The following is a 13,388-nucleotide window of genomic DNA, read 5'->3' as shown; positions in this document are numbered from 1 at the left end:
CAGTTTCTCTGTGGGCGATACTGGGTTTGAACCAGTGACCTCTTCCGTGTCAGGGAAGCGCGCTACCGCTGCGCCAATCGCCCGAGGTCGTGCTCTTCACTTGTGGAGCGTGGAGGTGGGTACGGGATTTGAACCCGTGTACACGGATTTGCAGTCCGTTGCCTCGCCTCTCGGCCAACCCACCACGGAGGCCTTCCCAGGAAACAAGAAGGCACGGGGAGAGACCTCTCCGAGCGGACAACGAGACTCGAACTCGCGACCTCAACCTTGGCAAGGTTGCGCTCTACCAACTGAGCTATGTCCGCACGCATTTTCACCCGGCGAACCGGCTTCAAGTGCGAGCAGAACAGTAGCCGATGGGTAGACGGCTGCCAAAATCGGGTGGGTGATCGCGTGTCCCGGGGCCGGTTCCCGGGGGTTTGCATGCCTACAGTGGCGGCATGCGCGCCTGGCTCAACGGACAGCTCCTCGACGACCCGACGGGGGCAACCCTGAGCGTCACCGACCACGGCTTCACCGTCGGAGACGGGGTCTTCGAGTCGATCAAGACCCTCGACGGCGAACCCTTCGCCCTGACCCGCCACCTCACCCGGCTGGCCAGGTCCGCGACGGGCCTGGGACTCGAGGCACCTGACGAGACGGACGTACGCCGCGGTGTGGCCGCGGTCCTCGACGGCACCGACGACCCGCTCGGCCGGCTGCGCATCACCTACTCCGCCGGTCCTGCACCCATGGGCTCCGGCCGGGGCGACGGGCCGGCCACCCTGGTCGTCGCCTACTCCGCCATCGAGCCGATGGGGGCCAGCACCACGGTCAGCACCGTGCCCTGGCCCCGCAACGAGCGGGGTGCGACCGCCGGCCTCAAGACCACGTCGTACGCCGAGAACGTCATCGCCCTCGCGCACGCGGCCGAGCAGGGTGCGACGGAGGCGATCTTCGCCAACACCGTCGGCAACCTCTGCGAGGGCACCGGCTCCAACGTCTTCTACGTCGTGGACGGCGAGCTGCGCACGCCGACGCTCGCCAGCGGCTGCCTCGCCGGTGTCACCCGGGCGCTGGTGCTCGAGTGGTGCGGGGGAGTGGAGCTCGACGAACCCATGGCCGAGGTGGCCGAGCGGATGAGCGAGGCCTTCCTCGTGTCCACCACGCGCGACGTCCAGGCGATCAGCCGCTGGGACGACCGCGAGCTGCCCACACCGGGCCCGGTGACCGAGGAGTGCGTGCGCACGTGGGCGCGACGCGAGGCCGAGCACCTCGACCCCTGATACTGGACGGGTGACCGATCTCGATCCCGCCATCGCCGCACGACTCAAGCGCACCCCCGACGGGCTGGTGCCGGCGATCGCGCAGCAGTTCGACTCCGGTGAGGTGCTGATGCTCGGCTGGATGGACGACGAGGCGCTCGCGCGCACGCTGAGCACCGGCCGGGCGACGTACTGGAGCCGCTCGCGCCAGGAGTACTGGGCCAAGGGCGACACCAGCGGCCACGTCCAGCACGTCCACGAGGTCCGCCTCGACTGTGACGGCGACACGATCCTGGTCAAGGTCGACCAGGTCGGCGCGGCCTGCCACACCGGCGAGCGCACCTGCTTCGACGCGGACCGGCTCGATGGCTGAGGGGACCGAGCAGCGCAGGACCTTCGGCCCCGTCATCCTGCTCGGTCTCGCGAGCGGAGCCCTCGCGGCGGTCGCCGGATCGAAGCCTTGGATCAGCGCCACGGGCTCGAGCAGCTTCCCCGGAGGTGCGCGGCTGGCCCTCGCCGACGTGACGTCCATGCCGCTCGCAGCGGCGCTGAGCCTCGTCGTGCTCGCCTGCTGGGGGGTCGTCCTCGTCACCCGTGGCTGGGTGCGCCGATCCGTGGCCGTCCTCGGCGCCGTCGCGGCCCTCGGGCTGCTCGTCACCACGGTGGTCGGCTTCTGGACCCTGCCCGACCAGCTGCGCGCTGCCATGGAGCAGTTCGTCGCCGACGGCGACCACGACATCACCTTCACCGGGTGGTACGCCGCAGCGCTGGTCGGCGCGGTCGGCAGCGTCGTCGCCACGGCGCTGGCGGTGGTGAAGATCCCGTCCTGGCCGGAGATGGGCACGCGCTACGACTCGCCCACGGGCGAGTCCGCGCCCTTCGAGCCGGAGGGCAACATCGAGATCTGGAAGGCTCTCGACGAGGGTCATGACCCGACCGCGCCGGAGCGCCCCCTAGACTGACCGCCGCACCAGGTAGCCACGATCAGGGAGCTCTTCACATGGCGGACAACCACGGCAACACCCCCGCAGCTTGGACTGCCGTCGGGGTCGCCATGCTCGGATTCCTCGTCGGCGGCATCGCGCTGATGCTGACGCCGGTGAACATGCCGATCTTCTGGGTCGGGATCGCACTCGGCGTCATCGCCCTCCCGCTCTTCCTGATCCTGGCGAAGCTCGGCTTCCACACCGACCACCACTGATCGTCGGCCCGGGCCGATGAGCGAGCGAGCCCGACAGCTCGCCTCGCCGCTCGCGATCGGCGGCATCGCCGCGGCCGCGACGCTTGCGCTGCGCCTGCGGGACCCGCACGTCCCGGGTGCCTGGGGGCTGTGCCCCACCAAGGCGCTGACCGACCTCGACTGCCCGCTGTGCGGGTCGCTGCGCGCGGTCAACGACCTGACGCACCTCGACGTGGGCGCAGCCTTGTCGAGCAACCTCGTCCTCGTGCTCGCGGTCCCGCTGATCGTGTTCCTGTGGGGACGCCGGCTCGTCGCCTGCTGGCGCGGCGGCGAGGCGATGCGACCACTCACCGCCCCCGCCTGGGTGTGGGGTGCGGGGCTCGTCGCCCTCGGCGTCTTCACCGTCGTGCGCAACCTGCCCGGGTCCTGGCTCGCTGCCTGAACCACCCGCTCATCGGTTGGCGCCGCAGTGAGAGGGTAGGGCCATGTCCGTGCTCGATGAGATCATCGCTGGCGTCCGCGAGGATCTCGCGACCCGTGAGGCCGCCGTGCCCCTCGCCGAGGTGCGTGCTGCCCTCGCCGACGCAGACCCGGCCCGCGACCCGATGCCACACTTCCGCGCCGCTGGCTCGAGCGTGATCGCCGAGGTGAAGCGCAAGAGCCCGAGCAAGGGCGCGCTGGCCGACATCCCCGACCCGGCGGTGCTGGCGGCGGCCTACGCCCGAGGCGGCGCGGCCGCGATCTCGGTGCTCACCGAGCAGCGCCGCTTCAACGGCACCCTCGACGACCTCCGCGCCGTGCGCGCGGCCGTCGAGACGCCGATCCTGCGCAAGGACTTCATCGTCTCCAGCTACCAGCTCGTCGAGGCGCGGGCAGCCGGGGCCGACCTTGCCCTGCTGATCGTCGCGGCGCTCGACGACGACGAGCTGCGCCGGCTGTACGCCGAGGCGCGCGAGCTCGGCCTGACGGTGCTCGTCGAGGTCCACGACGAGCCGGAGACCGAGCGCGCGGTCGAGCTCGGCGCCGAGCTGATCGGCGTCAACGCCCGCAACCTCAAGACGCTGGCCGTCGACAACGACACGTTCGGAAGGCTCGCGAAGCTGATCCCGGACGACCGGGTCAAGGTGGCCGAGTCGGGCATCAGCGGCCCAGAAGACGTGCAGCGATTCGTCGAGGAGGGCGCCCGCGCGGTGCTCGTCGGCGAGGCGCTGGTCAAGGACGGCGACCCCGAGTCGGCCGTGCGTGCGATGACAGGAGTGCGATGAGTTCGCAGTACGACGCAGATGAGCTCGGCTACTTCGGTGAGTCCTGGGGCGGCCGCTTCATGCCCGAGGCGCTCGTCGCGGCGCTGGACGAGCTGACCGAGGCCTGGCAGCAGGCCATGGCCGACCCGGAGTTCGTCGCGTCCTTCGAGAAGATCTGCAGCGAGTACGCCGGCACCCCGAGCCTGCTCTACCACGCAGAACGCCTCTCGAAGCAGGTCGGCGCCCGCGTGCTGCTCAAGCGCGAGGACCTCAACCACACCGGCGCCCACAAGGTCCGCAACGTGCTCGGCCAGGCGCTGCTGACCAAGCGGATGGGCAAGACCCGGGTCATCGCCGAGACCGGCGCCGGCCAGCACGGCGTCGCCTCCGCCACCGCCGCGGCCTACTTCGACCTCGACTGCACCGTCTACATGGGCGCCGTAGATACCCGCCGCCAGGCGCTCAACGTCGCTCGCATGCAGCTCCTCGGCGCCAAGGTCATCCCCGTCGACTCCGGCAGCGCGACGCTCAAGGACGCGATCAACGAGGCGCTGCGCGACTGGGTCGCCAGCGTCGACCACACGGCCTACCTCTTCGGCACCGCGGCCGGACCACACCCGTTCCCGAGCATGGTGCGCGACTTCACGCGCGGTATCGGCGACGAGGCGCGGGCCCAGTGCCTCGAGCAGTACGGCGCCCTGCCGGACGCCATCGCGGCGTGCGTCGGCGGCGGCTCCAACGCGATCGGTCTGTTCACCGCGTTCCTCGAGGACGAGTCGGTGCAGATCTACGGCTTCGAGCCCGGCGGCGACGGGGTCGAGACCGGTCGGCACGCGGCGACCATCCATGCGGGGGAGTCCGGCGTGCTCCACGGTGCGCGCACCTACGTCCTCCAGGACGAGGACGGGCAGACGATCGAGTCCCACTCGATCTCGGCGGGCCTCGACTACCCCGGCGTCGGGCCGCAGCACGCGCACCTCGCTGCGACCGGCCGGGCGACGTACCTCCCGGTCACGGACGCCGAGGCGATGGACGCGCTCGCGCTGCTCAGCCGCACCGAGGGCATCATCCCGGCCATCGAGTCGGCACACGCGCTCCACGGCGGCCTCGAGCTCGCCCGCCGGTTGGGCGAGGAGAAGGGACCGGACGCGACGGTGATCATCAACCTCTCGGGTCGCGGTGACAAGGACATGGGTACGGCGATCGAGTGGTTCGGTCTCGGAGAAGCGGAGATCGACCAGTGAGCGCCAGCACCGCCTTCGCGAAGGCCCGCGCCGAGGGCCGCGCCGCGCTGGTCGGCTACCTCCCAGCCGGCTTCCCGTCCGTCGAGGGCTCGATCGAGGCCATGCGCGTCATGGTCGAGGCCGGCTGCGACGTGATCGAGATCGGCCTGCCCTACAGCGACCCCGTGATGGACGGCCCGACGATCCAGGCCGCCGCCCAGCAGGCGCTCGAGGGCGGCATCCGGACCAAGGACGTGCTCCGCGTGGTGGAGGCCGTCGCGGCCACCGGCACACCGACACTGGTGATGACCTACTGGAACCCCGTCGAGCGCTATGGGGTGGAGCGGTTCGCCGCCGACCTCGCGAGTGCCGGGGGCGCCGGCCTGATCACGCCCGACCTGACGCCCGACTCGGCCGCCGGGTGGATCGCGGCAGCCGACCAGCACGACCTCGACAAGGTCTTCCTGGTCGCGCCCAGCTCCACCCCCGAACGGATCGCGATGACCACGGCCGCGTGCCGCGGGTTCGTCTACGCCACCGCCGTCATGGGCGTCACCGGGGCCAGGACCTCCACCAGCGACCTCGCCGGTCCGCTGGTCGAGCGCACCCGCGCAGCGACCGAGCTGCCCATCGGTGTCGGCCTGGGCGTCAGCAACGGCGACCAGGCGGCGGAGATCGCTGCGTACGCCGACGGCGTGATCGTCGGCTCCGCCTTCGTCCGCACCCTGCTCGACCACGAGGGCGACCTCGCGGCCGGACTGGCTGCCCTGCGGACCCTCACCGAGGACCTGGCCGGGGGAGTGCGCCGTGGCTGACCGCCGGCGCTGGTTCGCGGTCGTCCTCGCCTCGGCGCTGGCCGGTGGACTGCTGTCCGGTTGCGGCGCGACGAGCGACGCCGGCGGGGAGCACCAGATGACGGGGACGCTGCTCGACCCGCCGTTCGCCGTCGCCGGTGACGCCCTCGTCGACGGGTCGCGGGCGCCGTACAGCCTGGTCGAGGACACCGACAAGCAGCTGACGCTGGTCTTCTTCGGCTACACCCACTGTCCCGACATCTGCGGGATCGTGATGTCGACGATGGCCTCGGCCATGACCCGGCTCAGCGACGAGGAACGCGCGGAGGTGGATGTCGTGTTCGTCACGACCGACCCGACCCGCGACACCCCTGAGGTGACGGCCGACTACGCCACCAACTTCGACCCGGGCTTCATCGGCGTCACCGGTCCGATCAGGACCATCATCGACGTCGCCAAGCCCCTCGGCATCTCCGTCGACCGGGGCGAGAAGCTGCCGAGCGGCGGCTTCGACGTCGCCCACGGCACCCAGATCGTCGCGATCGACGCTGCAGACGACGGCATCGCCTACTGGAGCGAGGACGTCTCGTCCGCCCAGCTGGCCGCCGACCTCCAACACCTCCTGAGCGAGTGAGCCTGATGCTGCCCCTGATCACTGTCCTGAGCATCCCCAGCCCGAGCCAGGGCACCTGGGAGATCGGGCCGTTCCCGCTGCGCGCCTATGCCCTGTGCATCATCGCCGGGATCATGGTGGCGATCTGGATCGGTGAGCGCCGCTGGGTGGCTCGTGGAGGCACTGCCGGCGAGATCGCCGACCTCGCGGTGTGGGGTGTCCCGTTCGGGCTCGTCGGCGGTCGGATCTACCACGTCCTGACCGACTGGCAGCTCTACTTCGGCGAGGACCGCAATCCCGTCACGGCGCTCTACATCTGGCGCGGTGGCCTGGGCGTGTGGGGCGCGATCGCCCTCGGCGCGCTCGGTGTCGTCATCGGTGCGCGGCTGCGCGGCATCCGGCTGCTGCCGGTGCTCGACGCGATGGCGCCCGGGGTGCTGATCGCGCAGGCGCTGGGCCGCTGGGGCAACTGGTTCAACCAGGAGCTCTTCGGCCGCCCGACGGACCTGCCGTGGGCGCTGGAGATCGACGAGGCGCACCGCCCGCTCGGCTACCTCGACGCCACGACGTTCCACCCGACCTTCCTCTACGAGTTCCTCTGGTGCGTGGCGGCCTTCGTGGTCGTGGTCTGGGCGGACCGGCGCTTCCAGCTGGGACACGGCCGGGTGGTCGCGCTCTACGTGATGACCTACACACTCGGCCGCTTCTGGATCGAGGGCCTGCGGATCGACGACGTGCAGCTCTCGGACGTCTTCGGCCTCCGGTTCAACGAGTGGACCTCGATCGTGCTGTTCGCCCTGGCTGCTGCCTACTTCCTCTGGGCGGGGCGCAAGCACGCCGGCAGGGAGGCCACGGTCTACCTCCGGCCGCCTGTGACGCAGCCCGCAGCGGAGTCTGCGGACTGAGATCGCTGTCTCACGGCATGGGCCGGCCGGTGATAGATTTCCCCTCGCGCGGGCCAACGCCGTCCCCTGCCGATCGCCATCACCTCCGTTCACGCCCGTCCCAGACGACCGCGTGAGCGCACGACGACGGGAGAAGCCCCAGATGCACGCCTTCTCGCCGCCTGCAGACCGAACCAGTTCGGGACTACTTGCAGGCCCCCAGGCACAAGGGCTCTACGACCCTCGCCATGAGCACGATGCCTGCGGCGTGGCCTTTGTCGCCACGCTGACCGGCGTCGCCAGCCACGACATCGTGGCCAAGGCCCTGACTGCTCTGCGCAACCTCGACCACCGCGGCGCCGCCGGCGCCGAGACCAACTCGGGAGACGGCGCGGGCATCCTGATGCAGGTCCCCGACGCGTTCCTGCGCGACGTGGTCGACTTCGAGCTCCCCGGCGCCGGCAGCTATGCCGTCGGAACGGCGTTCATCGCCGACGCCGACTCGCTGGCCAAGACCCAGGCCCAGATCGAGCAGATCGCGACCGAGGAGGGCCTGTCCGTCCTCGGCTGGCGCGAGGTGCCGATCAACCCCGACGTGCTGGGTGCCACCGCCAAGAGCGTGATGCCGAGCTTCCTCCAGCTGTTCGTCGCCGGCGCCGGCAAGCGCGTGGCCGGCATGGCGCTCGAGCGCCTCGCCTTCTGCCTGCGCAAGCGCGCCGAGCACGAGGCCGACGTCTACTTCCCGTCGCTGTCCGGTCGCACGCTCGCCTACAAGGGCATGCTGACGACCGACCAGCTCGACAACTTCTTCCCCGACCTGCGCGACGAGCGGGTCGCCTCCGCGCTGGCCGTCGTGCACTCGCGGTTCTCGACCAACACGTTCCCGAGCTGGCCGCTGGCCCACCCGTTCCGGTTCATCGCCCACAACGGTGAGATCAACACCGTCATGGGCAACCGCAACTGGATGCGGGCGCGCGAGGCCCTGCTCGACAGCGTCGTCATCCCCGGTGACCTCAACCGGCTCTACCCGATCTGCACCCCCGGGCACTCCGACTCCGCGTCCTTCGACGAGGTGCTCGAGCTGCTGCACATGGGTGGTCGCTCGCTGCCGCACTCCGTGCTGATGATGATCCCCGAGGCGTGGGAGAACCACGCCGAGATGGACGCCAAGCGCCGCGCGTTCTACGAGTTCCACTCCTCGATGATGGAGCCGTGGGACGGCCCGGCCTGTGTCGTGTTCACCGACGGCAGCCAGATCGGCGCCGTGCTCGACCGCAACGGCCTCCGCCCCAGCCGCTACTGGGTCACCGACGACGGCCTCGTCGTGCTCGCGTCCGAGGTCGGCGTGCTCGACCTCGACCCCGCGACCGTCGTGCGCAAGGGCCGGCTCCAGCCGGGCCGGATGTTCCTGGTCGACACCGACGAGCACCGCATCGTCGAGGACGAGGAGATCAAGTCCGAGCTCGCCGGCGAGCACCCCTATGACGAGTGGCTGCACGCCGGCCTCATCCACCTCGACGACATCGTCGAGCGCGAGCACATCGTGCACACGCACGCCTCGGTCACCCGTCGCCAGCAGATCTTCGGCTACACCGAGGAGGAGCTGCGGGTCCTGCTCACCCCGATGGCCAACACCGGGGGAGAGGCGCTCGGCTCGATGGGCACCGACACGCCCATCGCCGCCCTGAGCGACAAGCCGCGCCTGCTGTTCGACTACTTCGCGCAGCTCTTCGCGCAGGTCACCAACCCGCCGCTCGACGCGATCCGCGAAGAGCTGGTCACCTCGCTCAACGGCACGATCGGCCCCGAGGCCAACCTGCTCGAGCCGGCGCCTGCGTCGTGCAGGCAGGTCGTGCTGCCGTTCCCGGTGATCTCCAACGACGACCTGGCCAAGATCCGCCACATCAACCGTGACGGCGACATGCCCGGCTTCATCACCCACGTCTCCCGTGGGCTCTACGAGGTCGACGGCGGCGGAGCCGCGCTGGCCAAGCGCATCGACGAGATCTGCGTCGAGGTCTCCGAGGCGATCGCCGACGGCGCGCGCGTCATCGTGCTCTCCGACCGGCACTCGACGGCCGACCTGGCCCCGATCCCGTCCCTGCTCCTCACCGGAGCGGTCCACCACCACCTCGTCCGCGAGAAGACCCGCACCCAGGTCGGTCTCCTCGTCGAGGCCGGCGACGTGCGCGAGGTGCACCACGTCGCGCTGCTCGTGGGGTACGGCGCAGCGGCGGTCAACCCCTATCTCGCGATGGAGTCCGTGGAGGACCTCGCGCGCGAGGGCTACTACGTCAAGGTCGACCCCGAGAAGGCCGTCGCCAACCTGATCAAGGGCCTCGGCAAGGGCGTCCTCAAGGTGATGTCGAAGATGGGCGTCTCCACGGTCGCCTCCTACACCGGCGCGCAGATCTTCGAGGCCGTCGGGCTCTCGCAGTCCGTCGTCGACAAGTACTTCACCGGCACCACGTCCAAGCTGGGCGGCATCGAGCTGGAGACGATCGCCGAGGAGGTGTCGCGGCGCCACGCCTCGGCCTACCCCCGCGGTGGCATCGCCCCTGCTCACCGCGAGCTGCAGATCGGTGGCGAGTACCAGTGGCGTCGCGAGGGCGAGCCGCACCTGTTCGACCCGGAGACGGTCTTCCGCCTCCAGCACTCGACCCGCACCGGCAGCTACGACATCTTCAAGCAGTACACCTCGCGCGTGGACGAGCAGTCCGAGCGCCTGATGACGCTGCGCGGCCTCTTCCGCTTCAAGGACGGCGAGGCGACCGGTCGCACCCCGATCAGCATCGACGAGGTCGAGCCGGTCAGCGAGATCGTCAAGCGCTTCTCGACCGGGGCCATGTCCTACGGCTCGATCAGCCAGGAGTCGCACGAGACCCTCGCCATCGCGATGAACCGCCTCGGCGGCAAGTCGAACACCGGTGAGGGTGGCGAGGACGCCGAGCGCCTCTACGACCCCGAGCGCCGCAGCTCGATCAAGCAGGTCGCGTCCGGCCGGTTCGGCGTCACGAGCGAATACCTCACCAACGCCGACGACATCCAGATCAAGATGGCGCAGGGCGCCAAGCCCGGTGAGGGCGGCCAGCTGCCCGGCCACAAGGTCTACCCGTGGGTGGCCAAGACCCGTCACTCGACGCCCGGTGTGGGCCTGATCAGCCCGCCGCCGCACCACGACATCTACTCGATCGAGGACCTGGCTCAGCTGATCCACGACCTCAAGAACGCCAACCCGTCGGCCCGCGTGCACGTCAAGCTGGTCTCCGAGGTCGGCGTCGGCACGGTCGCGGCGGGTGTCTCCAAGGCGCACGCCGACGTCGTGCTCATCTCCGGTCACGACGGTGGCACGGGCGCCTCGCCCCTGACGTCGCTCAAGCACGCCGGTGGTCCGTGGGAGCTCGGCCTGGCCGAGACCCAGCAGACACTGCTCCTCAACGGGCTGCGCGACCGGATCGTGGTGCAGGCCGACGGCCAGCTCAAGACCGGCCGTGACGTCGTCATCGCCGCGTTGCTCGGTGCCGAGGAGTTCGGCTTCGCGACGGCTCCGCTCGTCGTGTCGGGCTGCATCATGATGCGGGTCTGCCACCTCGACACCTGCCCGGTGGGCGTCGCGACGCAGAACCCCGTGCTGCGCGAGCGCTACAGCGGCAAGGCCGAGTACATCGTCAACTTCTTCACCTACATCGCCGAGGAGGTGCGTGAGCTCCTCGCCGAGCTCGGCTTCCGCACCCTCGACGAGGCCATCGGCCAGGTCGGTTCGCTCGACATCGAGCGAGCGGTCGGCCACTGGAAGGCGGCCGGGCTCGACCTGACGCCGATCCTGCACCAGGCCTCGGCACACGGTGAGTTCGGCCAGTTCGCCGACCAGGACCTGCGCAACACCAAGACGCAGGACCACGGCCTCGACAAGGCGCTCGACAACGAGCTGATCAAGCTCGCCGCCCCGGCGCTCGAGAACGGCGAGCCGGTCCGGGCACAGGTCGCCGTACGCAACGTCAACCGCACGGTCGGCACCATGCTCGGCCACGAGGTGACCAAGCGCTACCGCGGCGAGGGCCTGCCCGACGGCACCATCGACATCACCTTCACCGGCTCCGCGGGCCAGTCGTTCGGCGCCTTCGTGCCGCGCGGTGTCACGCTGCGCCTCGAGGGCGACGCCAACGACTACGTCGGCAAGGGCCTGTCGGGCGGACGCATCGTCGTACGCCCCGACCGCAGCGCGACCTTCGACGCCAGCGAGCAGGTCATCGCCGGCAACACGATCGCGTACGGCGCCACGTCGGGCCAGATCTTCCTGCGCGGCAAGGCCGGCGAGCGCTTCTGCGTCCGCAACTCCGGCGCCACCGCGGTCGTCGAGGGCGTGGGCGACCACGGCTGCGAATACATGACCGGGGGAGTGGTGGTCGTGCTCGGCCAGACCGGACGCAACTTCGCGGCCGGCATGTCGGGCGGCCACGCGTTCGTGCTCGACCTCGACGAGCGCCGGGTCAACCCCGAGCTCGTCGCCCTCGGACCCGTCACCGGCGACGCGGCCGAGCAGCTCAAGACCCTGGTCACCCAGCACGGCGAGGAGACCGGATCCACGGTTGCCGCCGCCCTGCTGGCCGACTGGGACACCGCGCTGGGCCGCTTCACCGAGGTGATGCCCCGCGACTACAAGCGAGTTCTCGACGCTCGGGCGGAGGCCCTCTCGGAGGGCCTCACCGAGGACGAGGCCAACGCGCGCATCATGGAGGTGCTGCATGGCTGACCCGAAGGGTTTTCTCAAGGAGGGCCGCCAGGTCGCCACGCGCCGGATGGTCGAGGAGCGGGTCAACGACTGGAACGAGGTCTACCCCGACGGGATCGGCCGCGCGCTGCTCCCGATCATCACGCCCCAGGCCGGACGCTGCATGGACTGCGGCATCCCGTTCTGCCACCAGGGCTGCCCGCTCGGCAACATCATCCCCGAGTGGAACGACCTGGTCTGGCGTGACGATTGGGAGGGTGCGATCGAGCGGTTGCACGCGACCAACAACTTCCCGGAGTTCACCGGTCGGTTGTGCCCGGCGCCCTGCGAGACCGCCTGCGTGCTGGGCATCAACCAGGACCCCGTCACGATCAAGAACGTCGAGGTCGCGATCATCGACAAGGCGTGGGAGTCCGGTCATGTCCGGCCCCAGCCGCCGGAGTGGCTCTCGGGCAAGACCGTCGCCGTCATCGGGTCGGGCCCCGCGGGCCTGGCCGCTGCCCAGCAGCTGACCCGCGCCGGCCACACGGTCGCCGTCTACGAGCGCGCCGACAAGATCGGCGGGCTGCTGCGCTACGGCATCCCCGAGTTCAAGATGGAGAAGAAGCATCTCGACCGTCGACTCGAGCAGATGAAGCGCGAGGGCACCGTCTTCCGCGCCGGCGTCAACGTGGGCGAGACGCTCACGGGTCCCCAGCTGACCGATCGCTACGACGCCGTGGTGCTCGCGATGGGCGCGACCGAGGCCCGCGACCTGCCGGCTCCGGGGCGTGAGCTCGCCGGCATCCACCAGGCCATGGAGTTCCTGCCGCAGGCCAACCGCGTCTCCACCGGCGAAGAGGTCGAGGACCAGATCCTGGCCACCGACAAGGACGTCGTCATCATCGGTGGCGGTGACACCGGTGCCGACTGCCTCGGCACCTCCATCCGCCAGGGCGCCCGCTCGATCACCCAGCTCGAGATCATGGCGCAGCCGCCCGAGGTCCGTCCCGGCAGCCAGCCGTGGCCGACCTACCCGATGACGTTCCGCGTCTCCTCCGCACACGAGGAGGGCGGCGACCGCGTCTACGCGGTCTCCACCCAGGAGTTCCTCGGTGACGAGTCCGGCCACGTGTCGGGCCTGCGCCTGGTCGAGGTGGACGAGAAGTTCCAGCCCGTCGAGGGCACCGAGCGGGTCATCCCGGCGCAGCTGGTGCTGTTCGCCATGGGCTTCACCGGCCCGGAGAAGCCGGGGATCATCGAGCAGCTGGGCGTGGAGCTCGACCAGCGTGGCAACGTGGTGCGCGACGCGACGTACGCCTCGAGCGTCGAGGGCGTCTTCGTGGCCGGCGACGTGGGTCGTGGCCAGTCGCTGATCGTGTGGGCGATCGCCGAGGGCCGCGCTGCCGCGGCTGCGGTGGACACCTACCTCACCGGAGCCTCGACGCTGCCCGTTCCGGTCAAGCCGACGGATCGTCCGCTCGTCGTCTGACGT

The 13,388-nt window shown here is 70.3% G+C and carries 12 protein-coding genes and 3 tRNA genes; 12 read left to right on the top strand and 3 right to left on the bottom strand.

Going from position 1 to position 13,388, the window contains the following annotated elements; translation table 11 throughout:
- Window positions 1-11: 11 nt before the first annotated feature.
- From C9J87_RS14025 to C9J87_RS14015, 3 genes are all read right to left on the bottom strand, one after another.
- Window positions 12-83 (bottom strand) — tRNA-Val (locus C9J87_RS14025).
- Between the two features lie 27 nt (window positions 84-110).
- A tRNA-Cys gene (locus C9J87_RS14020) sits at window positions 111-184 on the bottom strand.
- A 48-nt stretch (window positions 185-232) separates the two neighbouring features.
- Window positions 233-305: transfer RNA gene (locus C9J87_RS14015), tRNA-Gly, on the bottom strand.
- 135 nt (window positions 306-440) lie between these two features.
- Between C9J87_RS14015 and C9J87_RS14010 the strand changes: the two genes are divergently transcribed.
- From C9J87_RS14010 to C9J87_RS13955, 12 genes are all read left to right on the top strand, one after another.
- Window positions 441-1,265 carry an aminotransferase class IV gene (locus tag C9J87_RS14010; protein WP_107705821.1) on the top strand — a complete coding sequence of 275 codons (825 nt, stop codon included), beginning with the start codon at window positions 441-443 and terminating at the stop codon, window positions 1,263-1,265.
- A 10-nt stretch (window positions 1,266-1,275) separates the two neighbouring features.
- Window positions 1,276-1,617 (top strand): phosphoribosyl-AMP cyclohydrolase, encoded by a 342-nt coding sequence (hisI, locus tag C9J87_RS14005; protein WP_107705820.1) that lies wholly within the window; start codon window positions 1,276-1,278, stop codon window positions 1,615-1,617.
- Entirely contained in the window at window positions 1,610-2,206 is a 597-nt protein-coding gene (locus tag C9J87_RS14000; RefSeq protein ID WP_107705819.1) for a Trp biosynthesis-associated membrane protein, read from the top strand. Before hisI ends, C9J87_RS14000 begins: the two co-directional genes overlap by 8 nt.
- A gap of 38 nt (window positions 2,207-2,244) precedes the next feature.
- Window positions 2,245-2,445 carry an HGxxPAAW family protein gene (locus C9J87_RS13995; RefSeq protein WP_036490862.1) on the top strand — a complete coding sequence of 67 codons (201 nt, stop codon included), beginning with the start codon at window positions 2,245-2,247 and terminating at the stop codon, window positions 2,443-2,445.
- 16 nt (window positions 2,446-2,461) lie between these two features.
- On the top strand, window positions 2,462-2,866 hold the full coding sequence (locus C9J87_RS13990) for a DUF2752 domain-containing protein (protein ID WP_010833373.1): 405 nt from the start codon (window positions 2,462-2,464) through the stop codon (window positions 2,864-2,866).
- Window positions 2,867-2,909: 43 nt separating this feature from the next.
- Entirely contained in the window at window positions 2,910-3,689 is a 780-nt protein-coding gene (gene trpC, locus C9J87_RS13985; RefSeq protein ID WP_107705818.1) for an indole-3-glycerol phosphate synthase TrpC, read from the top strand.
- Window positions 3,686-4,912, top strand: a complete 1,227-nt coding sequence (gene trpB, locus C9J87_RS13980; RefSeq protein WP_010833375.1) for a tryptophan synthase subunit beta — start codon at window positions 3,686-3,688, stop codon at window positions 4,910-4,912. The genes trpC and trpB overlap by 4 nt, the downstream gene beginning before the upstream one ends.
- A complete protein-coding gene (gene trpA, locus C9J87_RS13975; RefSeq protein ID WP_010833376.1) occupies window positions 4,909-5,706 on the top strand; it encodes a tryptophan synthase subunit alpha in 798 nt (265 codons plus the stop codon). Before trpB ends, trpA begins: the two co-directional genes overlap by 4 nt.
- Window positions 5,699-6,319, top strand: coding sequence for an SCO family protein (locus C9J87_RS13970; protein ID WP_010833377.1), 621 nt, complete (start codon window positions 5,699-5,701; stop codon window positions 6,317-6,319). Before trpA ends, C9J87_RS13970 begins: the two co-directional genes overlap by 8 nt.
- A gap of 5 nt (window positions 6,320-6,324) precedes the next feature.
- Window positions 6,325-7,203, top strand: a complete 879-nt coding sequence (lgt, locus tag C9J87_RS13965; RefSeq protein ID WP_036492984.1) for a prolipoprotein diacylglyceryl transferase — start codon at window positions 6,325-6,327, stop codon at window positions 7,201-7,203.
- 142 nt (window positions 7,204-7,345) lie between these two features.
- Complete coding sequence (gene gltB / locus C9J87_RS13960) at window positions 7,346-11,935, top strand: glutamate synthase large subunit (RefSeq protein ID WP_036490864.1); 4,590 nt, start codon at window positions 7,346-7,348, stop codon at window positions 11,933-11,935.
- Window positions 11,928-13,385 carry a glutamate synthase subunit beta gene (locus C9J87_RS13955; protein ID WP_010833380.1) on the top strand — a complete coding sequence of 486 codons (1,458 nt, stop codon included), beginning with the start codon at window positions 11,928-11,930 and terminating at the stop codon, window positions 13,383-13,385. The genes gltB and C9J87_RS13955 overlap by 8 nt, the downstream gene beginning before the upstream one ends.
- The last annotated feature ends 3 nt before the right edge of the window (window positions 13,386-13,388 follow it).

Source organism: Nocardioides allogilvus, from assembly GCF_003047285.1.
GTDB lineage: Bacteria > Actinomycetota > Actinomycetes > Propionibacteriales > Nocardioidaceae > Nocardioides > Nocardioides allogilvus.
The sequence above is the reverse complement of the archived record's forward strand: the minus strand, read 5'-3'. Positions and strand labels throughout refer to the sequence as shown.

Bases quoted from the DNA above. Each gene is read 5' to 3' on its own strand.
- C9J87_RS14010 (WP_107705821.1), top strand. From the start codon at position 441: ATGCGCGCCTGGCTCAACGGACAGCTCCTCGACGACCCGACGGGGGCA.
- C9J87_RS14000 (WP_107705819.1), top strand. From the start codon at position 1,610: ATGGCTGAGGGGACCGAGCAGCGCAGGACCTTCGGCCCCGTCATCCTG.
- C9J87_RS13995 (WP_036490862.1), top strand. From the start codon at position 2,245: ATGGCGGACAACCACGGCAACACCCCCGCAGCTTGGACTGCCGTCGGG.
- C9J87_RS13990 (WP_010833373.1), top strand. From the start codon at position 2,462: ATGAGCGAGCGAGCCCGACAGCTCGCCTCGCCGCTCGCGATCGGCGGC.
- trpC (WP_107705818.1), top strand. From the start codon at position 2,910: ATGTCCGTGCTCGATGAGATCATCGCTGGCGTCCGCGAGGATCTCGCG.
- trpB (WP_010833375.1), top strand. From the start codon at position 3,686: ATGAGTTCGCAGTACGACGCAGATGAGCTCGGCTACTTCGGTGAGTCC.
- lgt (WP_036492984.1), top strand. From the start codon at position 6,325: ATGCTGCCCCTGATCACTGTCCTGAGCATCCCCAGCCCGAGCCAGGGC.
- gltB (WP_036490864.1), top strand. From the start codon at position 7,346: ATGCACGCCTTCTCGCCGCCTGCAGACCGAACCAGTTCGGGACTACTT.
- C9J87_RS13955 (WP_010833380.1), top strand. From the start codon at position 11,928: ATGGCTGACCCGAAGGGTTTTCTCAAGGAGGGCCGCCAGGTCGCCACG.